Here is a 24681-nt window from a genome sequence, read left to right on the forward strand (position 1 = left end):
AGGTTGTACCACTTTCAAGTATTGCAACGTGCGGGAAGCCCGCCGCATTCCCCCAGGTCAGCTCGCCGTCGCCAGCCTGCTGAAGGTGGCCCGGTACGCACTCGGGGTCAGCCCCGTGCGCCGGACCAGATGGGCGCGGAGCGAGTCGGCGCTGCCCAGGCCGCTGGCCTCGGCGATCTGGTCCATGCCGAGCGTGGTGGTCTCCAGGAGCTCCTTGGCCCGCTCGATGCGCTGGTGCAGCAGCCATTGCAGCGGGCTCACCCCGCTCTCGGCGTGGAAGCGGCGGGTCAGGGTGCGCACGCTCACCCCGGCGTGCCGGGCCAGGTCGGTCAGGGTGAGCGGCTTGTCCAGGTTGCGCATCGCCCAGCCCCGGGTGTCGGCGCAGGCCACCCCCCGCTCGGCGGGCAGCGGGGTCTGGGTGAACTGGGTCTGGCCGCCGGGCCGCACCGGGGCGACCAGGGCGGCCCGGGCCACCTGGTTGGCGACGGCGGCGCCGTAGTCGGTACGGATGATGTGCAGGCACAGGTCGATCCCGGCCGCGTATCCGGACGAGGTCATGACGTTCCCGTCCTCGACGTAGAGGACGTCGCCCTTGAGGTCGAGGGCCGGGTAGCGCCGGCGCAGCTCCTCGGCGAGCTCCCAGTACGTGGTGGCGCTGCGCCCGTCGAGCAGTCCGGCCTCCGCCAGGACGAAGGCGCCGCTGCAGATGGAGGCGATCCGGCGGCCCTCGGCGGCGGCCCGGCGGACGGCCTCCACCGTGGGCGCGTCGGTCGCGTAGCGCTGCCCCGTCCCCGCGATCAGGACCGTGTCGGCGTCCGCCACGGCGTCCAGGCCCCGGCTCACGTACAGGTCGAGCCCGCCGGTGGTGGCGACCGGGCCCGGCTGCGGGGTGCAGACGGTCAGCTCGTACCCGGGAGCGCCGTCGATCTCCACCTTGGCGAAGAGGAGCTCGGGGATGGCGAGGTTGAACATCGACACGGGGGAAGGCGCGATGACGACGACGCGGTGGGGGGCGGACGGCCGGCCGGCGGCCCGTCGGTCGGACTTCATGGCCAGAACCTCCGGATGCATGGCGTTCGGGCCACTACTGTAACCGGCGGCGGATCGCCAGGCTGAGGGCATGTCACCCAACGCCGTACGCCAATCCGTCCCCGCAGCCGCGCAGTTGACCGCCGACGGGCCCGCCGGGCACGGGCCGCGCCGCTCGCCCTCCCCCGGCCTCACCCTGGCCGCCGCCCTCCTCGGCTTCGCCCTGATCACACTGGACGCGTCCGTGGTGAACGTGGCGCTGCCCGCGATCGGCTCCGACCTGGGCGGCGGGATGTCGGGGCTCCAGTGGGTGGTCGACGCCTACACGCTCGCCTTCGCGGCGCTGATGCTGTCGACCGGCGCCTTCGCGGACCGGATCGGCTCGGCCCGGGCGTACGCGCTGGGCACCGTCGTCTTCGTCCTCGCCTCGGCCGCGTGCGGGCTCGCGCCCGGTCTCGGGGTACTGGTCGGGGCGCGGGTGGTGCAGGGCGCGGCAGCCGCCGTGGTGCTGCCCGCCTCGCTCGCGCTGGTGCGCCAGGCGTACGCGGATCCGGCGCGCCGGGCCCGGGCGGTGGCGCTGTGGGCGGCGGGCGGTTCGGTCGCGGTGGCGCTCGGCCCGGTCGCGGGCGGAGCTCTGACGACGGCCTGGGACTGGCGCGGCATCTTCTTCATCAACCTCCCGCTGGGCCTGGCGGCCCTGGCCCTGACGCTGCGGGCGCCGCGCTCGGAGCCCCGCCCGGCTCCGCTGGACCTGCCGGGACAGCTGACGGCGGTGGTGGCGCTGGCCGCGCTGGCCTTCGCGGTGATCGAGTCCGGCCCCGTACGCCTGGTGGCGGCCGGGGTGGCCCTGGTCTCCGGCTCGGCCTTCTTCCTGATCGAGTCGCGCGCGGCCCATCCGGTCGTCCCGCTCGGCCTGTTCCGTACGCCGACGGTCGCGGTGGCGGTCGCGGTGGGCTCGGCGGCGAGTGTGGCGTTCTACGGGGTGATCTTCGTCTTCTCCCTCTACTTCCAGCGGGTACGGGGGGAGTCGGCGCTGATGGCGGGGCTGATGTTCCTGCCGATGACGGCGCTGATCCCGGCGACCAACGTCCTGTCGGGCAAACTCGCCAACCGCTACGGCCCGCGCCGCCCGATGCTGCTCGGCCAGCTGCTGGCCCTGGCGGGCCTGCTCCTGCTCCTGATCCCCTCCGCCGACACCCCGCCCCTCCTGGTGGCCTTCCTCCTGATCCCCCTGGCCCTCGGCTGCGGCCTGGCGGTCCCGGCCCTGACCGCGGCGATGATGGAAGCCCTCCCCCAGGAGCGGGCGGGCCTGGCGGCGGGCGTACTCAACGCGGCGCGCCAGGTCGCGGGGGCGCTGAGCGTGGCGATGTCCGGGGCGCTGGTGGCGGGCGATTTCGTACCCGGAATGCGGGTGGCTCTGGTGGGGGCGGCGGTGCTGTTCGGGGGGACGGCGGTGGCGACGCGGCGCCTTCGGTGAGCCCGGTGTTTGTCTGCGGGCCGGTGCTGGGCTGGGCGCGCAGTTCCCCGCGCCCCTCTTTTGGCCCGGTGTTTGTCTGCGGGTTGTGGTGGGTTGCTCGCGCAGTTCCCCGCGCCCCTCTTTTGGCCCGGTGTTTGTCTGCGGGTTGCGGTGGGTTGCTCGCGCAGTTCCCCGCGCCCCTGGGGGGTCGGGGTCGCCGGGGTCGCCGCAGGATCGCCCCGAAGGGGCGCATGTAGGGGCGCGGGGAACTGCGCGGCCGGCCCGCCACCGGCCCGCAGACGAACGGGGTCCGGGGGCGTAGCCCCCGGCAGAGTCGCCTCAGTCCCCAACCGGCGCGGGGTGGGGCCCCCGTAGCGTTAGCGCGGCCAGCGCTGCCGTCACCCCCACCACCGGCAGCAGCACCCCCACCCCCACCACCCCCACCAGACCCGCCCCCAAACCCAACCCCACCGCGTTCGGCACGAACAGCAGCGTCGACGCCGTGGACGCCGTCCGCCCCAGCACCGCATCCGGCACCGAACGCTGCACCCCCGTCATCGCCGCCACCAGCACGCACGGCAACCCGAACCCGATCCCCGCGCTGCACGCCAGTGCCACCGCGTCGTACGGCAGGACCCGCCCGCACACGGACAGGGCGAACACCGCGATGCCGAGGGCGGCGAAGCGGTGACCCGGCAGGCGGCGCAGCAGCGGGCCCGACAGCAGCCCGGCCGCCACCGACCCCACCCCCTGCGCCGTGTACAGGACACCCACATACGCCGCCGAGTGGCCGAGCCGCTCGTCCACCACCGCGTAGAGCGCCGCCCCGTTCAGCCCCGCGCACAGCATCGTCACCCCGCCCGCGAGGACCAGCGGCCGCAGCACCGGGGAGCGCCACACCGTACGCGCCCCCTCCGCCGTGTCGGCCGCCCAGCGGCCGCCCGGCACCGGCCGCGCCTCCCGTACCCGTATCAGCGCGAAGATCCCCGCCGCCAGCAGAAACGTCACCGCGTCCAGGACCGCCACCGCCGCCCCGCCGAACCGCGTGTACAGCCCCGCCCCCACCAGCGGAGCCACCAGTTTCATGCCCTCGTTGGCCGTCATCCGCAGCCCGTTGAAGTCGGCGAGCAGGTCCCGGTCCACGGCCTTGGCCACCAGCGCCGCCTCGGCCGCGTCCTGGACGACGCCGTTCACGCCGTACACCACGAGCACCGTGAACAGGATCCAGATCCGGCCCGCCGAGTCCACCGCGAGCAGAGCCATCAGCAGGGCCGCCATCGCGAGGTTGATCCGGACGAGCAGCGGGCGGCGGCGCACCCGGTCCGCCACCGTTCCCAGGAGGGGCCCCACCAGCGTCGGTGCCCACATGGCGAAGACGGTGAGCGCCGCCAAGGTGTCCGAGCCGGTCAGCGACTTGGCCCAGATCCCGGCCGTCAGCCACATCGCCGACGACCCGAACCCGGACACCACCACCCCGGTCAGATACAGCCCCGCGTTGCGGTCCGTCAGTACCCGGATCAGGCCCGCGGCCCTCGGGGTCTTCTCGTCTGTGCTGGTCACGGGGGTAAATCTGGCCCGTGAGGCCGTCCTCGGGAATCGGGCGACCGCCTTATTCCCGGGCCCGCCGATGCCCTATCGGGAGCCCAGCGCCGCCCGCATCATCTTCTGCGCCACCGGCGCCGCCAGGCCGTTGCCGCTCACCTCCGAGCGCGCCGCGCCCGAGTCCTCGATGAGCACGGCCACCGCCACCTCCTTGCCGCTGGAGGAGTCCTTCGCGTACGACGTGAACCAGGCGTACGGCGTCTTGGAGTTGCCCACGCCGTGCTGGGCGGTGCCGGTCTTGCCGCCGACCTCGGCGCCGCTCACCTTGGCGTTGGAGCCGGTGCCGTCCTCGACGACCGTCACCATCGCGGCGCGCAGCTGGCGCGCGGTCTGAGCCGACATGATCCGCTTGCCGTCGCCGTCCTTGTAGGACTGGAGAGTTGTGCCGTCCGCGTCCGTGATCTGGGAGACCATATGGGGCGATGCCATGACTCCGTCGTTGGCAATAGCGGCGGACACCATGGCCATCTGGAGCGGCGTGGCCGTCACATCGAACTGGCCGATGCCGGTCAGCGCGGTCTGCGCCTTGTCCATGCCCTTCGGGTACACACTCGCCGAGGCCCGCACCGGCACGTCCTGCTTCGCGTCGTTGAAGCCGAACTTCTCCGCCATGGCCCGGACCTTGTCCTGGCCCAGCCGGTCCGCCAGCTTGGCGAAGACGTTGTTGCACGAGTACTGGAGCGCCGTGCGGAGGGTGGCGTTCTCGCACGGGGCGGACGGGTTCTCGTTGCTCAGCACGGTCCGGGTGCCGGGCAGGGTGTACGGGTTGGGGCTGTCGGTTTTCGTGTCCACCGACGGGTAGAGGCCGTTCTCCAGCGCCGCTGCCGCCACCACCAGCTTGAACGTCGAACCCGGCGGCAGCGGCTGCCGCAGCGCCCGGTTGACCAGCGGCTTGTCCGGGTCCTCGGAGAGCGCCTTCCAGGCGTCGCCGTCCGTCGAACCGGCGATCTTCGACGGGTCGTACGACGGCGTCGAGACCATGCCGAGGACGCGGCCGGTCTTCGGGTCGATGGCGACGGCCGCGCCCTTCTTGCTCCCGAGCGCCGCGTAGGCGGCCTTCTGCACCGCCGGGTCGATGGTGGTCAGCACGTTGCCGCCGCGGGCCCGCTCGCCGGTGAGCACCGAGAGCGGGTCCTTCATCCGGGTGTCGGTGCCGTCGAGCACCTTGCCGTAGATCCCCTCCAGCTGGGTCGCCCCGTACACCTGCGAGCTGAAGCCGGTCACCGCCGCGTACAGCTCACCGTTCTTGTACGTGCGTTTGTACGCGAGGTCACCGCTCGCCGTCCTCTGTGATCCGGTGACCGGGGAGCCGGCCACGATGATGTCCCCGAGCGGGTTCGCGTACTGCGCGATGGTGTTCCGCCGGTTCAGCTTGTCGTCCGCGAGGGCCTGGCCTTCGTAGAACTGCACATAGGTGGCCCGGCCCAGGAGGGCGAGCACCATGAGCAGACAGAAGACCGCGGCGCGCCTGATCGTCTTGTTCATCCCAGAGGGATGACGAGGCGGGTGGCGCGAATCGTTCCTTATGGCCGGTTTTCTCAGGAAGCTCTCATCTGTCGTCCCCTCCGGCGCTCAGGTCTCAGCGCGGGGTGATGAACCCCGACTCGTACGCCTTGATCACCGCCTGGGTGCGGTCGCGCGCGCCCGTCTTCGCGAGCACCGACGCCACGTGCGTCTTCGCCGTCGCGGGGCCGACGCCCATCCGGTCCGCGATCTCCGCGTTGGAGAGCCCGGTCGCCATCAGCCGCAGGACGTCCGCCTCGCGCTCGGTGAGCCGGGCCGCCCAGGGCGGGGGCGCGGGCCGGGCCGAGGAGTGCAGCGCGGCGAGCTCGCGCACCGCCGACGGGTAGAGCAGCGAGTCGCTGCGGGCCACCAGCCGCACGGCCTGCACCAGTTCCTCGGCCGCCGCCCGCTTCAGCAGGAACCCGGCGGCCCCGGCGCGCAGCGCGTCGTACACGTACGAGTCGTTCTCGAAGGTCGTCACCACCACGATCCGCGGCGGCGAGGGGAGTGTCGCCAGGATCTGCTCGGTGGCGCGGATGCCGTCGATCTCGGGCATCCGCACGTCCATCAGGACCACGTCGGGGCGCAGTTCGCGCACCACCGACACCGCCTGCGCGCCGGTCGCGGCCTCGCCCACGACCTCCAGGTCCGCCTCCGCCTCCAGGATGGCCCGCAGCGCGGTGCGCACCATCCGCTCGTCGTCCGCGAGCACCACCCGGATCGCGCTCATCGCGCACCACCGACCGGGAAGCGGGCGGTGAGCCGCCACCGGCCGTCCTCGGGGCCCGCGTGCGCGCGGCCGCCGAGCAGGGCGGCCCGTTCGGCGATCCCGAGCAGGCCCCGGCCGCCCCCCGGGCGTACCACCTGAGCCGTATCGGGCAGGGGGTTCTCCATCACGATCTCCACTTCCTCGCCGTCGACGGCGATCCGCAGGGCCACGGGCGCGGCGCCGCCGTGCCGCAGGGCGTTGCTCAGCCCCTCCTGCACGATCCGGTACGCCTCGCGCGAGACCAGTTCCGGCACGGCGGCGAGGTCGCCGTCCGCCGTGTACGACACCTTCAGGCCGGTACGCGACAGCAGCCCGTCGAGGCCGGTGAGCCCGGGACCCGCGGCCCCGGCCGCCTCGTCGTCGCCCTGGCGCAGCAGGCCGAGCACGGCGTCGAGTTCACCGACCGTGCGCCGGGTCGTCTCCTCGATCGCCGCCAGCGCCTCCCGTACGAAGGCGGGGTCGCGGTCGAACACCCGGCGGGCCGCGCCCGCCTGGAGCGTCACCGCGCTCAGCGCGTGGCCGACCGAGTCGTGCAGCTCGCGCGCCAGCCGGTTGCGCACGGCCAGCTCCGCCGCCCGCTGCTCGGCCGCCGCCAGCCGGTCCGCGGGCGTCGGTCCGAGCAGCCGGGGCGCCCAGCGGGCGAGCAGCGCCCCGCCGCCGGCCGCGCAGCAGACCAGCGCCAGCAGGCTCACGAAACCGGCCGGCGCGGCGAGCAGCACCGTCCAGCCGTCGAAGGCGGGTATCCCGAGGCGGGAGTCGCGCAGCGCCGCGAAGAACGGCAGCGCGATCAGCGCCACGGCGAACGGCGGCAGCGCGAGCGTCATACCGCTGATGACCCCGCCGAGGCCGATGTGGAGCGTGAACCACCCGGCGGTGCGCACCCGGGCCGCCCGGGATCCGGCCGGGCCGTCCGCGAGCGCGGCCGGGTCGACGCCGCACAGCGCCCGGGCCGCCGCCACCGACAGCGGGCGGGCGATCGGGAACAGCGCGGAGACGGCGGCGATCGGCAAGGCGCAGGCGAAGGCGGCGAGTTGGAGGGGGAGGCTGCCGTACACGTTCGCGCCGCCGGTGACCGCCCCGACGATCACCGCGCCGAGCAGGAAGTACGGCATCAACGCCGCGCCCCCCAGCACCAGATGGACCCAGCGCAGCCGGGCCGTCCGGCCGAGCAGCCGCGTCGCGATGATCATGCGGACAGCGTAGGGCAGGACGGCGGGCGGGAGTTCGGCGCGCCAGGGTGAGGACGACGACGGGCCGGGCGTGCGCGGCGGAGGCGGACGTCGTGCGCCTAGAGCCTGCGGGTGGCCAGGGTCAGCCGGTCGCGGGCGTCGAACAGGGCGTCCTTGACCATCTGCTCGTGCGCCGGGGTCAGCCGCGCGACCGGCACCGAGCAGCTGATCGCGTCGCGCGCGGGGGTCCGGTACGGGATCGCGACGCCGAAGCAGCGCAGCCCCAGCGTGTTCTCCTCACGGTCCACCGCGTACCCCTGCTCGCGGATCTGGTGCAGCTCCTCGATGAGCTTCTCGCGGTCGGTGATGGTGTGCTCGGTCAGCTGCTGGAGCGTCTCCGGCAGCAGCTTGCGCACCTGCTCGTCGCTGTGGGTGGCGAGCAGCGCCTTGCCCAGCGAGGTCGAGTGCGCGGGCAGCCGGCGGCCGACGCGGGTGAAGGGGCGCAGATAGTGCTGGGACTGGCGGGTGGCCAGGTAGACCACGTTGGTGCCGTCGAGGCGGGCGAGGTGGATGGTCTCCGTGGTGTCGTCGGAGAGCCGGTCCAGGGTGGGCCGGGCGGCCGCGACGACCTCGTCGCCGTCGATGTACGAGGTGCCGACCAGCAGGGCCCGCACCCCGATCCCGTACCGCGTGCCGGTGGCGTCGGTCTCCACCCAGCCGAGCTCCACCAGGGTGCGCAGCAGCATGTAGAGGCTGGACTTCGGGTAGCCGACCGCCTCCTGGACCGCCGCGAGGGAGTGCATTCCGGGGCGCCCCGCGAAGTACTCCAACAACTCCACCGTACGCACGGCGGACTTGACCTGGGCCCCACCTGTCTCGGCAGCCGACATTCGACCTCGCCCCTTCTTGTCTGCGCGTCTTGCCAACGCAGAACGCCCGTCAATAGAGTCCAGCATATTCACCAACAGGAACGCTGTTCAGAATACCGAACAAACCCTGGTGGCGGAGCAGGACGGGCAAGGATGACCAGCATGGTCCCGTACCCGGGCGACGGGCAGGACCGGAAGCCGGAAGGACATCGCGGTGAGCACAGCACCAGTCTGGAGTGTCGACCCCCGTACCGGGAAGCCGCGCGAGGAAGTCGCTTCGGAGGCGACGGAGCGCGAGGTCGACGAGGCGGTAAGGGCCGCCTGGGCGGCGCGCGGCGCGCTCGCCGACCGGGGGGTACGGGCCGCGCTGCTGCGGACCGCCGCCGAACTGCTCGACGGGGCCGCGGAGCACGTGGTGGAGGCCGCCGACGCCGAGACGGCCCTCGGGCCGGTCCGGCTCACCGGTGAACTCGCCCGGACCACCGCCCAGTTGCGGGCGTTCGCGGACGTGGTGGACGAGGGCGCGTTCCTGGACGTGCGCATCGACCACGCGGACCCGGACCGCACCCCGCCGTGGCCGGACCTGCGGCGGATGAAGGTGCCGCTGGGGGTGGTCGCGGTGTACTCGGCGTCCAACTTCCCGCTCGCCTTCTCCGTCCCCGGCGGGGACACGGCGAGCGCGCTGGCGGCCGGGTGCCCGGTCGTGGTCAAGGCGCACCCGGCCCACCCGGCCACCTCCGAGCTGTGCGCCTCGCTGCTGCGGCGGGCGGCGGTACGGGTCGGGCTGCCGCAGGACGTGGTGACGCTGGTCCACGGCTTCGACGCGGGCGTCGCGCTGGTGCGCCACCCGCTGGTCTCGGCGGCCGGCTTCACCGGTTCGGTACGGGGCGGGCGCGCCCTCTTCGACGCGGCGGCGGCCCGGCCGGTGCCGATCCCCTTCCACGGCGAGCTGGGGTCCCTCAACCCGGTCGTGGTCACGCGGGCGGCGGCCGAGGAGCGCGGCGAGGAGATCGGGGCGGGGCTAGGGGCGTCGATGACGCTGGGCGTCGGCCAGTTCTGCACCAAGCCGGGCTTCGCGCTGGTCCCGGCGGGCGCGGGTGGGGACGCGCTGGTGAAGGCGCTGACGGCGGTGGTGAGCGACTCGGAGGCGGGGGTGATGCTCGACCACCGGATGCGGGACGCGTTCGTGGCGGGGGTGGCCGAGCGGGCCGCGCTCGACGGGGTGGAGGCGCCGGTGACGCCCGGTTCCGGCGGGGAGCACACGGTGAGCGCGGGGTTCCTGACGGTGGAGGCTTCGGCGCTGGCCTCCTCGGGGCCGCACGATCTGCTGCTGGAGGAGTGCTTCGGGCCGGTGACGGTGGTGGCGCGGTATGAGCACCCGTCCGAGATCGGAGCGGTGCTCTCGCGGTTGCCGGGGAACCTGACGGCGACGCTTCAGCTTTCGGCGGGGGAGGCGGCGGGTTCCGACGGCGGGGCGGCGGGGCTGCTGCTCGCGGAGCTGACGGCGCTCGCGGGGCGCGTCCTGGTGGACGGGTGGCCTACGGGGGTGGCGGTGGCGCCGGCGCAGCACCACGGGGGCCCGTACCCGGCCACGACGTCCACGTCCACGTCGGTGGGGGCGACGGCGATCGAGCGGTGGCTGCGCCCGGTGACGTACCAGAACACGCCGGAGGCATTGCTTCCGGAGGAGTTGCGGGAGGGGGGTGCGGTGGCGGTACCCCGCCGGGTGGACGGCCGGTGGGAATTCCCCGCCCCGCCCCTTCCCTAAACCCTCCGGGGGTGGGTGGGGGCTGAGGCGGGCCGACAGCTTGCGGGGCCTGCGGCCCCTGCGCCCCGCTTCGCGTTCGTCCGCGGGCCGCCCCCAACTGGTCGCGCGGTTCCCCGCGCCCCTGAAAACACCCCTCCGGGGCGCCCCGGGGACTGCCGCGCAGCGGCATTCTCAGGGGCGCGGGGAACTGCGCGAGCAACCCAGCACGGTCCGCAGACGAACTCAGGAGGGTCTGGGGGCGAAGCCCCCAGCAGCCCGGCCCACCCCCGGCCGCCCGCTCAGGGCTTTCGGGAAGGGGCGGGGTGGGGGCGACTCACCGCACCAGAGCGCGGCGCACAGCCGCCCCGTCCTCCCCCGACGCCAACCCCGCGTGGTACAGCCGCAACTCCGTCGCCCCCGCGGCCTCGGCCAGAGCCGCGTCCTCCTTCAGCGACCCCGGCCTGCCGCCCATCCCCGCCACCACCGTCAGGTTCGCCGCGACCACGGACCCGGCGCCCGCGTGCGCCGCGAACGGCCGCAGCAGGTCCGGGCGCCCGGCCGGGCACGGGACGACCACCCCGTCCGCGAACCCGAACACCCCCGCCGGATCCACCCCGGCGTTCGCCCCGCACCGATGCACCCCGGGATCCGCGTGCAACAGCACCTGGAACCCCGGACCGGCCGCGGCCCGCACCGCGCCGACCACCTCCTCCTGAAGCGCGCGCGCCACCGCGGCCCGGTATCCGACCGTCGCCTCAAGCAGCGGAACCGCCGCCGGGGACGGCGCCCCGCGCCAGACCGGCTCCAGCGACTCCCGCACCGACCCCGCCAGCCGCTCCGCGTCCAGCCCCCACTCCGCGTACCCCCGTCGGCACCCGTCGCAGAAGCACAGCGACATCAGATACTGGGCCGTGTCGTCCAGCGCCACCCCCGCGATCTTGTCGTGGGCGTGCAGGTGCGCCAGGCCGTACCAGCCGCAGGACTCCAGCTCCGTCCCGCGCGCCCCGGGCCGTACCGCCGCCTCCGCCGCCAGGGCGACCAGGTACGCGCGGACCTCCGGCCGCGCTATGCACGGCGCCCAGGGATAGCGGTCGCCGTACGCGTTGACCACCGAGGTCCCCGGATGCTCCGCGCCCAGGCGGGAGTTGTGGGCGAGGACGACCCAGGAGTGGACGGCGAGGCCGACCGCCGCGAGCGCCTCGGCGGCCTCGCCGTACGCGTCCCCGGGCGCCCACGACCCGGCGGCGCAGGGCCGCAGCGCACGGCCGGACCAGCGCCGTTCGTCGACGGGGTACAGGACCGCCGCGTGCTCGGCCGTGACGATCCGGTGGCGCGGGTGGTGCGGGGTGAGGGCCCGCGTCGAGTGGTAGGCGGCGGCGAGCGTCACCTGCCCGACCCCGAGTGCGGCGATCCGCGCGGGCGCGTCCGGGTCGCCGATGACGTCCCAGGGGTAGAGGAACGCCGACGCCTTCACGCGCCCGCCCCGTCGGCCAGCAGCGCGCGCCCCCGCTCGATCAGCGCGGCCAGCTGCTTGACGTGGGCCGCGTCCGGCTCGCCCAGCGGCGGCCGCACCTCGCCGACCTCCAGGCCCGCCAGCCGTACGCCCGCCTTGACCAGCGAGACGGCGTATCCGCGGCCCTGGTTGCGCAGTTCGACGAGCGGCACGTAGAAGCCGTCCAGAAGGCGGTCTACGGTGGCCTCGTCGCCGGTGCCGAGCGCCCGGTGGAAGGCGAGCGCGATGTCGGGGGCGAAGCAGAAGACCGCCGACGAGTAGAGCGTGACGCCGATGCCCCGGTAGGCGAGGCCGGTGAGCTCGGCCGTGGGCAGGCCGTTGAAGTAGAGGAACGCGTGGCCGGGCACCTCCCGGCGGACCGTGCTGACGATCCGCTGCATCAGGTCGAGGTCCCCGACGCCGTCCTTGAGGCCGATGATGCCGTCGGTCCGGGCGAGTTCGACGACCGTCGCGGGGGTGAGGACCGCGTTGTCGCGCTGGTAGACGATGACGTCGAGGGAGGTGGCGGCGGCGAGGGCGGTGTAGTGGCGCAGCAGCCCCTCCTGGTCGGCGACGACGAGGTACGGCGGCAGGGCGAGCAGCCCGTCGGCGCCCGCGTCCTCGGCGATCCCCGCGTACCGGATCGCGAGGGCCGTCCCGTATCCCGCTCCGGCCACCACCGGCACCCGGCCCGCGGCCTCCTCGACGGCGGCGGCCACGCACGCGTGGAACTCCTCCGGGGTGAGCGCGTGGAACTCTCCCGTACCGCAGCAGGCGAACACCGCGCCCGCGCCCGCGTCGATGCCGCTCCGCACGTGCGCGCGGAAGGCATCGAGGTCGAGGCCGCCGTCCGGCCCGAACGGGGTGACCGGGAAGAAGAGGAGACCGTCCAGGCGGGCGGCGAGCGGGGATGGGTTCTCGGGCGTCACAGGCGCTCCCAGGGCAAGGTCGTCGTGCACAATTCTGATCGGTGTTTATATTTCTGAACGCCATCACGCTATGGCAGCGCCCTGACGACGGTCAAGACGCGCAACCCCGGCGCGCGGGTGTTTTGCCCGCGGGTGACATCGCCGCCGCCATGACGTCGGAAGGCGCTCCGCGCCACACTTGACGGGGCCGGAGGGCGCTCCTAGCGTTTCCACGGATATGAATTACGTCCAGGAGGGTGTTCCCTCTGGTCGATCGACACACCGCCCCCGTCCAACCGCCCGCCGCCCACGCACCGAGGAGACCCCATGCCCGCTCCCCGCACCGTCCTGCTCACCGGCGCCGCCGGCGGAGTCGGCACCCTGATGCGCGGGCTGCTCCCGGCGTACGGCTACGACCTGCGCCTTCTCGACACGCGGGCCATCCCCGGGGAGCCGGACGCCATCACCGCCGACCTCGGTGACCGGGGCGCGCTGCGGGAGGCGGTCCGGGGCGTCGACGCGGTCCTGCATCTGGCGGGCATCTCGCTGGAGTCCACGTTCGACAAGATCCTGCGGGCCAACGTGGAGGGCACGTACAACCTCTACGAGGCCGCGCGCGAGGAGGGCGTCGCGCGCGTGGTCTTCGCCTCCTCCAACCACGTGGTCGGCTTCACCCCGCGCCCGCCCGGCGAGCCGCCGCTGGAGCCGGACGCCCTGATCCCGGTCGACACGCCCCGCCGCCCCGACACGCTCTACGGCCTGTCCAAGTCGTTCGGCGAGGACCTGGCCCAGTTCTACTGGGACAAGTACGGCCTGGAGAGCGTCTCCGTACGGATCGGCTCCTGCTTCATGGAGCCCACCTCCGTACGGATGCTCTCGATGTGGATGAGCCCCGGCGACGGCGCCCGGCTCTTCCACGCGGCCCTCACCGCCGAGGGCGTCGGCCACACCGTGGTCTACGGGTCCTCCGCCAACACCCGGCTGTGGTGGGACCTCTCGTCGGCGCGGGCGCTCGGGTACGAGCCCCAGGACGACTCCGAGCAGTACGCCGAGAAGCTGATCGCCGAGCAGGGCGAGCTCGACCCCCACGACCCGGGCCAGTCCTTCCTCGGCGGCCACTTCACGACCGACCCGCCGGTGTGGCCGTACTGAACCCGGCAGGGGCACGGGCGTATCCGCGACGGTTCACGAATTGGCGGGACGTTCAAGGAACCGTAAAGCCGTGCCGCTCGTTCCCGGGACATGACCGCAATGACACCTGGCTCGAACCTTCCGCTCCCGACCGCCCGCGTGGCGGTGGACGTCGCCGCTCCGGTGCGGCTCGACGTGTCGGGCCTGTTGCTCACCGCCGACGGCAAGGTGCGCTCGGACGACGACTTCATCTTCTACAACCAGCCCTCGGGCCCCGGTGTCACCTACCGGTCCGGCGGCGGCACCGCCCCGGACGCGATCGTGGTGGACACCTCGGCGGTGCCGCCCGGCATCGAGAAGATCGTGGTCACCGCCAGCCCCGACGCCGCGGGCCAGACCTTCCAGGGCATCGAGCCCACCGCCACGCTGCGCAACGCCGACGACGGCAGCGTGATCGCCACCTTCACCCCGCCGCAGCTCGGCAGCGAGACCGCGCTGGTCGTCATGGAGGTCTATCTGCGCGGCGGCGCCTGGAAGGCCCGCGCGGTGGGCCAGGGGTACGCGAACGGGCTGGCGGGTATCGCCACCGACTTCGGCGTCACGGTCGAGGAGCCCCCGGCCGCCGCGCCCGCCCCCGCCGCACCGGCCCCGGCCGCCCCCGTGGCCGCACCGCCGATGCCCGCCGCTCCCCCGGCTCCGGCCGCTCCGGCGGCCGCGCCGAGCGGGAAGATCAACCTGGACAAGGGCCGCGTCAGCCTCCAGAAGAACCAGACGGTGTCGCTGGTCAAGGGCGGCCGCCCGCTGCTCTCCCAGGTCAAGATGGGTCTCGGCTGGGAGCCCGCGTTCCGCGGCAAGGACATCGACCTGGACGCCTCGGTGATCGCGTACGGGCCGCAGCGCAACCACCTGGACAGCTGCTACTTCGGCAAGCTCTCGATCCTGGGCGGCGCGGTCAAGCACTCCGGCGACAACCTCACGGGCGAGGGCGCGGGCGACGACGAGGTGATCGTCGTCGACCTGGGCCGTATCCCGGCGGAGGCGACGGGCCTGGTCTTCACGGTGAACTCGTTCTCCGGTCAGAAGTTCACCGAGGTCGCCAAGGCGTACTGCCGACTGATCGACGGCGCGACCGGCGAGGAGCTGGTCCGCTTCGACCTGACCACCGCCGAGCCGCAGACCGGGGTGATGATGGCCAAGCTGATCAAGCAGTTCTCCGGCGAGTGGGAGATGACGGCGCTGGGCAACTTCGTGAAGTCCCGGACGGTACGGGGGATGGTGAAGCCGTCGGCCGAGGCGCTCTGACCCGTACGGGAGAGGACCGGGACGGCCCGAGACGACCGGGGCCCGTGATCCGCCGCGCGCGGATGACGGGCCCCGCGCGTTTCCACGACGCGGCCCGAGACCGAGCGTAGGTTGTCGACAATTGTCGATACTCCACAACACCTCCCGGACAAATCGATCCGTTCGGCCGCTCCCCACACCCGCCCGCGACTGGCAGGGTCGAGGGCATGAACGATCATGAAGACGTAGTGGTGACCGGGCTCGGCGCGATCACCCCGCTCGGCGCCGACACCGCGTCCACCTGGTCCGGACTGCTCACCGGCAAGTCCGGCGTGTCCCTGCTCACCGAGGAGTGGGCGACGGACCTGCCGGTCCGGGTCGCGGCGGGTCTGCCGGTCGACCCGGTCTCGCTGCTCGACCGGGTGGAGGCGCGGCGCCTTGACCGATGTGAACAACTGGCGCTGATCAGCTCCCGCGAGGCCTGGCGGGACGCGGGCACCCCCGAGGTCGAGCCCGAGCGCCTTGCGGTGGTGATCGGCACCGGCACCGGCGGTGTGCTGACCACGCTGGGCCAGGACGACACGTACGAGAAGAGCGGGGCGCGCAGGCTCTCGCCGTACGCCGTGCCGATGCTGATGCCCAACGGCCCGGCGGCCTGGGTCTCCATGGACCTGGGCGCACGGGGCGGGGCGCGCACCCCGGTGAGCGCCTGCGCGTCCGGGGCCGAGGCCATCGCGATGGGGCTCGACCTGATCCGCGCGGGCCGGGCCGACGTGGTGGTCGCGGGCGGCACGGAGGCCTGTCTGCACCCGTTCACGCTCGCCGCGTTCGCGCAGATGAAGGCGCTGTCGCCGCAGGAGCACGACCCCGAGACGGTGTCCCGGCCGTTCGACGCGGACCGCAGCGGGTTCGTGATGGGCGAGGGCGCGGGCGTACTCGTCCTGGAGCGGGCCTCCTTCGCACGGGCGCGACAGGCGCGGGTGTACGGGGCGGTGGCGGGGGCGGCCGTGACCTCCAGCGCCGACCACATCACCGCGTCCGACGTGGCCGGGCAGGTCCGGGCGATCGAGACGGCGCTGCGGGACGCCGACCTGGGCCCCGCCGACATCGGCGTGGTGCACGCGCACGCCACGTCGACGCCGTCGGGCGACCTGGCCGAGGCGGACGCGGTGGAGCGGGCGATCGGCACGCACGCGGTGGTCACCGCGACGAAGTCGATGACCGGCCACATGCTGGGGGCGTCCGGGGCGGTGGGAGCGATGGCGGCCCTGCTCGCCCTCCACGAGGGCACGGTCCCTGCCACACGCAATCTGGAACGGCTGGATCCGGCGGTGCGACTCGATGTGGTGGCGGGGGCGAATCGTACGGGCTCGTGGGATGCCGCCCTGGCCAACTCCTTCGGTTTCGGGGGCCACAACGTGAGCCTGATCCTGAAGCGGTCCTGACTGGGCGCGGTCAGTTCCCCACCCCGCCCCTTCCCGGCTGTGACATGTGCGGCTCCGCCGCGTGGCCTCCGGCGGGCGGCCGGTTTCCTTCGTCTGCGGACCGTGGGCGGCTGGTCGCGCAGTTCCCCGCGCCCCTAACTGCCTAGGGGCGCGGGGCTGTGACATGTGCGGCCCCGCCGCGCGGGCGCGAGCAGCCCAGCACGGCCCGCAGACGAAGGGGCTTACCCACCCACCCCGTGCCCCCGGCTGGGTCTGGGGCGCAGCCCCGAAGCGGGGTGCAGGGGCCGCAGGCCCCGCAAAGGGGGTCCGGGGGCGTAGCCCCCCCCGGGAGAACCCACCTCAGCCCCCACCCACCCCCGGAGGGTTCAGGCGAAGGGGCGGGGTGGGGCGCAACCAGGAGTGGGGCCCCACGCGTCGCACATCCTGACGGACGTCAGAGGAGGTGCGGTGGGCGAGATAGGCGGATACCGCCTCGTCGCGCTGCTCGGCGACGGCGGCATGGGCCAAGTACACCTGGCCCGAGCCGCCTCCGGCAGACTCGTCGCGCTGAAGACCGTGCACCCGCACCTCGCCGCCGACCCCCGCTTCCGCGAACGCTTCCGCCGCGAGGTGGCGGCCGCCAGAGCGGTGGACGGCCCGTACACCGCAGGCGTGCTCGCGGCCGACCCGGACGCCGAACCCCCGTGGCTGGCCACGGCGTACGCCGCGGGCCCCGCCCTCTCCGAGGCCGTCTCCGCGCTCGGCCCCCTCGGCCCCCGCCAGCTCGCCGCGCTCGGCGCCCTGCTGGCGGAGGCGCTGGCCGCCGTGCACGCGGCGCACCTCGTCCACCGCGACCTCAAGCCCGCCAATGTGATCGTGACCCGGGACGGCCCGAAGGTCATCGACTTCGGGATCGCGAAGGGGACCACGGGGGCCACGGGGGCCACGGGGGCCACGGGGGCCACGGGTGTTACAGACGCGGATACGCAGACGCTCACCCACCCCGGCGAGATCCTCGGCTCCCCCGGCTTCATCGCCCCCGAACAGCTCGCCCGCCAGGGCGAACCCGGACCCCCCGCCGACGTCTTCGCGCTCGGCGGGCTGCTCGCGCTCTGCGCCACCGGCCGCAACCCGTTCGGCGCGGGCAGCGCCCCGCAGGTCCTGTACCGCACGCTCCACGAGGAGCCTGACCTCGACGGCGTACCGGGGGACGACTGGCGGGAGTTCCTCGGCCGGTGTCTGGCCCGCGAGCCCGCCGACCGGCCCGCCGTCGCCGAGGTGCTGGCGTGGTGCGCCGGGCGCAGCGCCCCCGAGCCCTGGTGGGAGCAGGAGCCGGTCACCGGTCTGATACGCCAGCACGAGGAGGCCACCGCAGAGTTGATCGAGGCGGCGCCCGCCCCGGTCGCCGCCGCGCCGCCCGCCGACCCCGCCCGCGCCTCCCGCCGCCGCTTCCTCCTCTGGTCCGCCTCCGGCGCCGTCTGCGCCGCCGGAATCCCGACGGCGGTCGCCCTCGGCAAGGACGGGAGCGAAAGCGCCGAGCGCCCCGCCCCCGCCGCCTACCCGCGCGGCCGCGCCCTGTGGACCCGCGAACTCGGCCCCACCCAGTACGGCGGCGCCCTGATCCGCCACGGCGACGCCCTCTACGTCCACGACTCCGCCTCCCTCACCCGCCTCGACCCCGCCACCGGCGCCGTCCGCTGGCAGCGGGAGGCCAAGGGCGTCAGCCAGGTCGTGCCGCACGGCGAGGACGTCGTCCACCTCGTACGCGCCGAGCTCTCCGGTGCCCCGGCCCTCGTCGCGCTCGACGCCGCCACCGGCGAGACCCGCTGGGAGACCCGGGACCCGCGGCTCGAAGGGCTGCGGCCGCGCACCTCGCTCCTGCCCGACGACGTCGAACGGGAAGGCTCCCGGGGCATGTTCGCGCTCGGCGACGCGGTGGCGTGCCTCGTCACGTACGAGCCGTACGACACCGCGTGGTCGCGGCGCACCGGGCACGGGCGGCCCTGGCGGGCGTACGGCTACGACCCGGCGACCGGCGAGGGGCTCTGGTACCACGAGGGGACGGCCGCCGGGGTGACGGCGGTGCGGTACGCGGGCGGGCGGTTCGCGGTCGCCGTGTCCGACCACGCCCAGTCGGACGGGCCCGAGCAGCTCAAGGCCCGCGCGCGGGACCCGCTCCACGTGCTGCGGGCCCGGGACGGCCGCCCGGAGACGACCGTCACGGGCGGCGCACCGCGGCCGGACGCCCATCCCGGGGCCACGGGCACGGGCTACTTCGCGCTCGGCGAGGCCGTCAGCGCCGTCGATCTGGCGGCCCGGACCACGCTGTGGTCCCGGGGCGTCACCGGCTCGGTCTCCGTGACACCGACGGCCACCGACGGCCTGGTGCACGCCGCTTCGCACACGGAGGTGAGCGCCCTGGACGCGGCCACCGGGCGGACCCGCTGGCTGCGCACGGACGTACGACGGCTGACCGACGCACCCCACGCCTCGCCGCCGCCCCTGCTCTCCGAGGGGCGGCTGTACGTCACCGGGCCGGAGCCGGGCAGCGGCCGGCTCGCGCTGGGCGGGCCGAAGTGGGGGCTGCACGCGCTGGACCCGGCGACGGGGAAGCTGAGGTGGGCCGTGCCGTTCGAGGGCCACGACGACCTGCTCGGGTGCGCCGGGGGCGGACTGGTGCACGTGCGCGCCGGCTCGGTCGTCACCACCTTCCGCGGCCCGGACGGCGCCGTATGACGGACCCGCTGCTCGCCTCGGCCGACGACCCGGTGCCGGAGACTCGGCGGGCTGGTACGCCCGTATCGGCAAGGCGTCGATACGGGCGTACGACAGACCCTCCGGCTAGCGGGGCTGGCGGCGCCAGGGGCCGGTGATGGCGAGCATGATGCCCGGCTCCTGGATGTTGGCGAACAGGGTCCGGCCGTCGGGCGAGAAGGTCACCCCGGTGAACTCGCTGTACTCGGGGGCCTGTTCGGTGCCCTGGTTGAGCTCGTTGCGGGCGATCGGATACGTACGCCCGGAGTCGGTCGCGCCGAACAGGTGCTGGATCCCCTCGCCGTCCTCGGCGATGACCAGACCCCCGTACGGCGAGACCGTGATGTTGTCCGGCCCGTCGAAGGCACCGTCCTGGCCGGGCGCGGAGTTGACGCCGAGCAGCACCTTCAGGGTGAGGGTGCGGCGGCGCGGGTCGTAGAACCACACCTGGCCGTCGTGCTGGACCGGGGACTCCGCGCGGGCGTACGAGGAGACGATGTACGCGCCGCCGTCGCCCCACCACATGCCCTCCAGCTTGCGGGCGCGGGTGACGTCCTGGCCGCTGAACTGCTTGCGCACGGAGGTGGTACGGGCGTCGCGGTCGGGCACGTCGACCCAGTCGACCCCGTACACCGTGCCGATCCTCGTGGCGCGGGAGAGGTCGTCGACGAACCGGCCGCCCGCGTCGAAGCACCGGGTGGCCTGGAGGACCCCGGCGTCGTCGGCCAGCGTGCGCAGCCGGCCGCGGCCGTGCTTGAAGCCGTGCGGCGGGGTCCAGCGGTAGAGCAGTCCGTTGGGGCCGGAGGCGTCCTCGGTCAGATAGAGGTGGCCGCGCCGGGGGTCGACGACGACGGCCTCGTGGGCGTACCGGCCGAGCGCCTTGAGGGGCTTGGGGTCGCGGTTGGCGCGCCGGTCGCAGGGGTCGACCTCGAAGACATAGCCGTGGTCCTTGGTCATCCCGTTGGACCCGGCCCTGTCCTCGGTCTCCTCGCAGGTCAGCCAGGTGCCCCAGGGGGTGGCGCCGCCCGCGCAGTTGGTGGAGGTACCGGCGATGCCGACCCACTCGGCGACCGGGCCGCCGTGCGGGTGCACCTCGACGACGGTGCAGCCGCCGGACGCGGCCGGGTCGTACACCAGGCCCTCGGTGAGCGGCACCGGGTGCGGCCAGTTCTTGCGCGGGCCCTTCAGCTCGTGGTTGTTGACCAGCAGCGTGACGCCGCGCGGCCCTTCGAATGCGGCGGTGCCGTCGTGGTTGGACGGGGTGGTCTCGCCGGACTCCAGCTCGGTGACGCCGCTGTGGGTGACGATCCGGTACGAGAAGCCCTTCGGCAGCGCGAGTATGCCCTTGGGGTCGGGCAGCAGCGGGCCGTAGCCCGGCTCGTGGTGCCCGTGCCCGGCGGCGCCGTACGCGTCCTCGGCGGCCAGCGCGCCCGGCGCCGTGGCCAGCGCCCCGACGGATCCGGTGAGGGCGACTCCGGCACCGGTGAGGGCGGAATTCCTGGCGAACTCCCTGCGGCTGAGCGACATCGCGGGTCTCCTGACGGGGGTTGCGGAGAGGGCGGGGGGCGGGGCCAGGGTCCCGGGGGCGGGCGAACACCGCAAGAACACGGGGTGTCCCCGCCGCCAACTCCCGCCCCGGGGGCCGTCGCTCACCTGCGAGCCGGTGGCGGACTGAGCGCGCAGTTCCCCGCGCCCCTGAAGGGGTTCGTCGTTGCCTGCGGGCCGGTGGTGGGCCGGTCGCGCAGTTCTCCGCGCCCCCAAGAGACCTGCCGTCGCTCGCCTGCGGACCGTGGGTGGCTGGTCGCGCAGTTCCCCGCGCCCCTAAAAGCCTGTGGCTGAGCTGGATTCTCCGGCTGCGGCGGACTACCCAGGGGCGCGGGGAACTGCGCGCTCAGCCCACCACCGGCCCGCAGACGAACCCCGGGCAGAGTATGGGGCTACGCCCGCGAGCGGGCCTTGAAGGCTGCCTTGCGGGCCTCCTTCGCCACCTTCTTGTCCGGGTGCAGCCGCCCCATCGCCTCCAGGACGTCCGCCGTCGCCGGGTGCTCCACCCGCCACGCCGCGTCGAAGAAGCCGCTGTGCTGGCCGACCAGCCCCTCCACCAGGCCCTGGAGCTCCTCCAGATCCCCGTCCACCGCCAGCTGCGCGGCGATCGTGTCCACGGCCAGCCAGAACACCATCGCCTCCGGCGGCGCGGGGACGTCCGCCGCGCCCCGCTCGGCGAGCCACACCCGGGCGAGGCCGCCCAGCTCCGCGTCGTCCAGGACCTCGCGCAGCGCGGGCTCCGCCTCGGGGCCGGTCAGGGCGAGCGCCTGCTGGCAGTGCAGACGGCGCAGCGGGCCGCGCTCGTCCGAGCCACGGGCGGCTGCCAGCAACTCCCGTACCGCCGAAGGGAGTTCATGACGGGCGAGCCACTGCTCGGTCTCCGCGCGGGCGGCCGCCTCCGGGTAGTACGCGATGCCGTCGAGCAGCACGTCCGCGCCCTTGTCCGCGAGGTCGCCGACGGCCGGCGCCTCCACGCCCGCCTCCAGCATCCGGGCCCGTACGCCGTAGAGGCCGAGCGGGGTGAGGCGGACCATGCCGTACCGGGCGACGTCCTCGTCGTCGACGGGCGGCGCGGGCTCCTCGCCCTCCTCGGCCATCAGGGCCTCGTCCACCGGCCGGTACTCGACGAGCCCGATCGGCTCAAGCAGCCGGAACTGGTCGTCGAGGCGCATCATCGCGTCCGACACCTGCTCCAGGATGTCGTCGGTGGGCTCCCCCATGTCGTCGGGGACGATCATCGACGCGGCGAGCGCGGGCAGCGGCACCGGGCCCTCGCCCGCGCCGCCCTCGGTGACGGTGAGCAGGTACAGGTTGCCGAGCACGCCCTCCAGGAAGTCCGCCTCCGCCTGCGGGTCCCAGTCGAGCCGGTCGAAGTCGAGCTCGCCGTCGTCGCCGATGAGGTCGGCGAAGTCGTCGAGCACGGGGGCGGTCGCGTCCGCGAAGACCGCGTCGAACGCGTCCAGCCAGGTGGTGAGGACGTCCTGCGGGGAGCCGGAGGTGAGCAGGGCGAGGTTCTCGCCCGCGACGGCCGTGCCCTCGCCGTCCTCGTCCTCCGCGTCGGTGACGTCGACGAGCCCGGCGTCCACGGCGATCCGCCACGCCTCGCTCGCGTCCGCCGCGCCGTCGTCGTCGGCGGTGAGGCCCAGCGCCTCGGCGGCCGCGGGCAGTTGCTCCTCGACGAGCTCGCCCCCGGCGCCGACCCGGGTCCCGGGCCCGGCCCAGCGGGCGAGCCGGGCCGCGCGGGCCAGCAGCGGGGCGGCGAGCGCCGCCCGCGCGAGTTCGGCCTCGGAGTGCAGCCGCACCGGCGGCAGGGTGGGGCGGTCTCCGGACATCTGTGGCGTACTCCTCGGCGCAGCGGTGGTTCGAGCGGGGTGATGCGAGAGGCACCCAGCGTAGACGTATTTCACCGGGTATCGGCGCCCTCCGGCCACAGCCGCGGCCGGGCCGCACGACGGGTTCCGGCCGGGGCGGCGACGGTTGCGTACGGGAAGCGCCGGGCGGCGGCCGGGCCCGTACGGCGGGCAGTTCATCCAGCCGTCGGATTCCGGCCACCCGGCGACCCTTGACAACCACCCGGGTCAGCCAAGAGATTGACGCGCGTAGAACTTGCTGCACACCTGAGCAGCACCGCACCCGCACGTGCACCGATCCCTCATCCTCCGGAGTTCCTTGATGCCCGTTCCGAGATCCGCCGCCGTCTCCGCCGTCGTCGCCGCCGCGCTGGGCGCCGGTCTGCTCGCCGCCGGCTCGTCGGCCGCCGCCGACCCGACCGTCGCCCGCATCCACGACATCCAGGGCACGACCCGCACCTCGCCGCTGGCCGGCAAGCAGGTCGCGGAGGTGCCGGGCGTCGTGACGGGCGTACGGACGTACGGCTCCTCGAAGGGCTTCTGGTTCCAGGACACCGCGCCCGACGACAACCCCGCCACCAGCGAGGGCGTCTTCGTCTTCACGGGCTCGGCCCCGACCGTGGCCGTGGGCGACTCGGTGAAGGTCTCCGGCACGGTGACCGAGTACGTCCCGGGCGGCCTCTCCTCCGGCAACCAGTCGCTGACCCAGATATCGAAGCCGACCGTGACGGTCGTCTCCTCGGGCAACGCCCTGCCCGCCCCGGTCGCGGTGACGGCCCGTACCGTTCCCGACCGCTACACCCCGGCGGGCGACCCGGCCGCGGGCAACAGCGTCAACGGCCTGACCCTCCAGCCGAAGAAGTACGCCCTGGACTACTACGAGTCCCTGGAGGGCATGAACGTCCGCATCGGCACCTCGCGGATCGTCGGCGCCACCGACCCGTACAGCGAGCTGTGGGTCACCGTGAAGCCGCGCGAGAACCGCACCAAGCGGGGCGGCACGCTCTACTCGTCGTACGACGACCAGAACACCGGCCGCCTCCAGATCCAGAGCCTGGTGCCCAGCGCCCAGCAGCCGTTCCCCAAGGCGAACGTCGGCGACACGCTGACCGGCGCCACCGAGGGGCCGCTGGACTTCAACCAGTTCGGCGGGTACACGATCACCGCCCGTACGCTCGGAACGGTCAAGGACAACGGCCTCAAGCGCGAGACCACCCGCAAGCAGCGCACCGGCGAGCTCGCGGTCGCCACGTACAACGTGGAGAACCTGGACCCGTCCGACCCGCAGGCGAAGTTCGACGCGCTGGCCGACGGTGTGGTCACGCACCTCGCCTCGCCCGACATCGTGGCTCTGGAGGAGATCCAGGACAACAACGGCGCCAAGAACGACGGCACGGTCGACGCGTCCGCCACCCTCAAGAAGTTCACGGACGCGATCGTCGCCAAGGGCGGCCCCGCCTACCAGTGGCGCTCGATCGACCCGGAGAACCTGAAGGACGGCGGCGAGCCCGGCGGCAACATCCGCCAGGTGTTCCTGTTCAACCCGGCGCGGGTCTCCTTCACCGACCGCCCCGGCGGCGACGCCAGGACCGCCGTCGGTGTCACCGGCACCAAGGGCCGCGCGGCGCTGACCCTCTCCCCCGGCCGGATCGACCCGGCGAACCCGGCATGGGCGGACAGCCGCAAGCCGCTCGCGGGCGAGTTCGTCTTCAAGGGGCAGACGGTCTTCGTCATCGCCAACCACTTCGCCTCCAAGGGCGGCGACGAGGGTCTGCTCTCGCAGCACCAGCCGGTGCCGCGCTCCTCGGAGGCCAAGCGGCTGCTCCAGGCGCAGGCCGTGAACGGCTTCGTGAAGCAGATCCTCGCGGTCGACAAGCACGCCCGGGTGCTCGCGCTCGGCGACATCAACGACTTCGACTTCTCGGGCACCACCAAGGCCCTGGAGGACGGCGGCGCGCTGCGCTCGGCGTTCCGCACGCTGCCGAAGAAGGAGCGTTACTCCTACGTGTACCAGGGCAACACCCAGGTGCTCGACCAGATCCTGACCAGCCCGGCGGTGCGCGGCTTCGACTACGACAGCGTGCACATCAACGCGGAGTTCTCCGACCAGAACAGCGACCACGACCCGCAGGTCATCCGCTTCCGCCCGTAG

At 73.9% G+C, this 24681-nt stretch carries 17 protein-coding genes; 7 read left to right on the top strand and 10 right to left on the bottom strand.

Features of this window, described 5'->3' with window-relative positions:
- Positions 1-57: 57 nt before the first annotated feature.
- Positions 58-1050 (bottom strand): GlxA family transcriptional regulator, encoded by a 993-nt coding sequence (locus BX283_RS12745; RefSeq protein ID WP_373979167.1) that lies wholly within the window; start codon positions 1048-1050, stop codon positions 58-60.
- 70 nt (positions 1051-1120) lie between these two features.
- Between BX283_RS12745 and BX283_RS12750 the strand changes: the two genes are divergently transcribed.
- Complete coding sequence (locus BX283_RS12750) at positions 1121-2506, top strand: MFS transporter (RefSeq protein ID WP_101387733.1); 1386 nt, start codon at positions 1121-1123, stop codon at positions 2504-2506.
- Positions 2507-2824: 318 nt separating this feature from the next.
- Here BX283_RS12750 and BX283_RS12755 read toward each other — a convergent pair whose 3' ends face one another.
- The 5 genes from BX283_RS12755 to BX283_RS12775 all read right to left on the bottom strand — a co-directional run bounded on the left by BX283_RS12755 (position 2825) and on the right by BX283_RS12775 (position 8418).
- On the bottom strand, positions 2825-4045 hold the full coding sequence (locus tag BX283_RS12755) for an MFS transporter (protein ID WP_101387734.1): 1221 nt from the start codon (positions 4043-4045) through the stop codon (positions 2825-2827).
- Between the two features lie 72 nt (positions 4046-4117).
- The gene (locus BX283_RS12760) at positions 4118-5572 is read right to left on the bottom strand and encodes a penicillin-binding protein 2 (protein WP_101387735.1); all 1455 of its coding nucleotides are present in this window, start codon (positions 5570-5572) and stop codon (positions 4118-4120) included.
- Between the two features lie 94 nt (positions 5573-5666).
- On the bottom strand, positions 5667-6320 hold the full coding sequence (locus BX283_RS12765; RefSeq protein ID WP_101387736.1) for a response regulator transcription factor: 654 nt from the start codon (positions 6318-6320) through the stop codon (positions 5667-5669).
- The gene (locus BX283_RS12770) at positions 6317-7549 is read right to left on the bottom strand and encodes a sensor histidine kinase (RefSeq protein ID WP_101387737.1); all 1233 of its coding nucleotides are present in this window, start codon (positions 7547-7549) and stop codon (positions 6317-6319) included. Before BX283_RS12770 ends, BX283_RS12765 begins: the two co-directional genes overlap by 4 nt.
- A gap of 98 nt (positions 7550-7647) precedes the next feature.
- Positions 7648-8418: an IclR family transcriptional regulator gene (locus BX283_RS12775; RefSeq protein WP_101387738.1), complete on the bottom strand. Its 771-nt coding sequence runs from the start codon at positions 8416-8418 to the stop codon at positions 7648-7650.
- A gap of 193 nt (positions 8419-8611) precedes the next feature.
- Between BX283_RS12775 and BX283_RS12780 the strand changes: the two genes are divergently transcribed.
- Positions 8612-10165, top strand: coding sequence for an aldehyde dehydrogenase (NADP(+)) (locus tag BX283_RS12780; RefSeq protein WP_101387739.1), 1554 nt, complete (start codon positions 8612-8614; stop codon positions 10163-10165).
- 313 nt (positions 10166-10478) lie between these two features.
- Here BX283_RS12780 and BX283_RS12785 read toward each other — a convergent pair whose 3' ends face one another.
- Positions 10479-11618 (bottom strand): hypothetical protein, encoded by a 1140-nt coding sequence (locus BX283_RS12785; protein ID WP_101387740.1) that lies wholly within the window; start codon positions 11616-11618, stop codon positions 10479-10481.
- Positions 11615-12565: a 5-dehydro-4-deoxyglucarate dehydratase gene (locus BX283_RS12790; RefSeq protein WP_257582680.1), complete on the bottom strand. Its 951-nt coding sequence runs from the start codon at positions 12563-12565 to the stop codon at positions 11615-11617. The genes BX283_RS12785 and BX283_RS12790 overlap by 4 nt, the downstream gene beginning before the upstream one ends.
- A gap of 306 nt (positions 12566-12871) precedes the next feature.
- Between BX283_RS12790 and BX283_RS12795 the strand changes: the two genes are divergently transcribed.
- The 4 genes from BX283_RS12795 to BX283_RS12810 all read left to right on the top strand — a co-directional run bounded on the left by BX283_RS12795 (position 12872) and on the right by BX283_RS12810 (position 19116).
- The gene (locus tag BX283_RS12795) at positions 12872-13696 is read left to right on the top strand and encodes an NAD(P)-dependent oxidoreductase (protein WP_101387742.1); all 825 of its coding nucleotides are present in this window, start codon (positions 12872-12874) and stop codon (positions 13694-13696) included.
- A gap of 90 nt (positions 13697-13786) precedes the next feature.
- Positions 13787-14977 (top strand): TerD family protein, encoded by a 1191-nt coding sequence (locus BX283_RS12800; RefSeq protein ID WP_101387743.1) that lies wholly within the window; start codon positions 13787-13789, stop codon positions 14975-14977.
- Positions 14978-15183: 206 nt separating this feature from the next.
- Positions 15184-16401: a beta-ketoacyl synthase gene (locus tag BX283_RS12805; RefSeq protein ID WP_101387744.1), complete on the top strand. Its 1218-nt coding sequence runs from the start codon at positions 15184-15186 to the stop codon at positions 16399-16401.
- Positions 16402-16848: 447 nt separating this feature from the next.
- Entirely contained in the window at positions 16849-19116 is a 2268-nt protein-coding gene (locus BX283_RS12810) for a PQQ-binding-like beta-propeller repeat protein (RefSeq protein ID WP_101387745.1), read from the top strand.
- A 105-nt stretch (positions 19117-19221) separates the two neighbouring features.
- Here the strand turns inward: BX283_RS12810 and BX283_RS12815 are convergent, their stop codons facing one another.
- Both BX283_RS12815 and BX283_RS12820 read right to left on the bottom strand, forming a co-directional pair.
- Positions 19222-20661, bottom strand: a complete 1440-nt coding sequence (locus BX283_RS12815; protein WP_101387746.1) for an alkaline phosphatase PhoX — start codon at positions 20659-20661, stop codon at positions 19222-19224.
- A gap of 410 nt (positions 20662-21071) precedes the next feature.
- A complete protein-coding gene (locus tag BX283_RS12820) occupies positions 21072-22511 on the bottom strand; it encodes a hypothetical protein (protein ID WP_101387747.1) in 1440 nt (479 codons plus the stop codon).
- Between the two features lie 340 nt (positions 22512-22851).
- Between BX283_RS12820 and BX283_RS12825 the strand changes: the two genes are divergently transcribed.
- On the top strand, positions 22852-24681 hold the full coding sequence (locus BX283_RS12825) for an endonuclease/exonuclease/phosphatase family protein (RefSeq protein ID WP_101387748.1): 1830 nt from the start codon (positions 22852-22854) through the stop codon (positions 24679-24681).

This window comes from Streptomyces sp. TLI_146 (assembly GCF_002846415.1).
Lineage (GTDB): Bacteria > Actinomycetota > Actinomycetes > Streptomycetales > Streptomycetaceae > Streptomyces.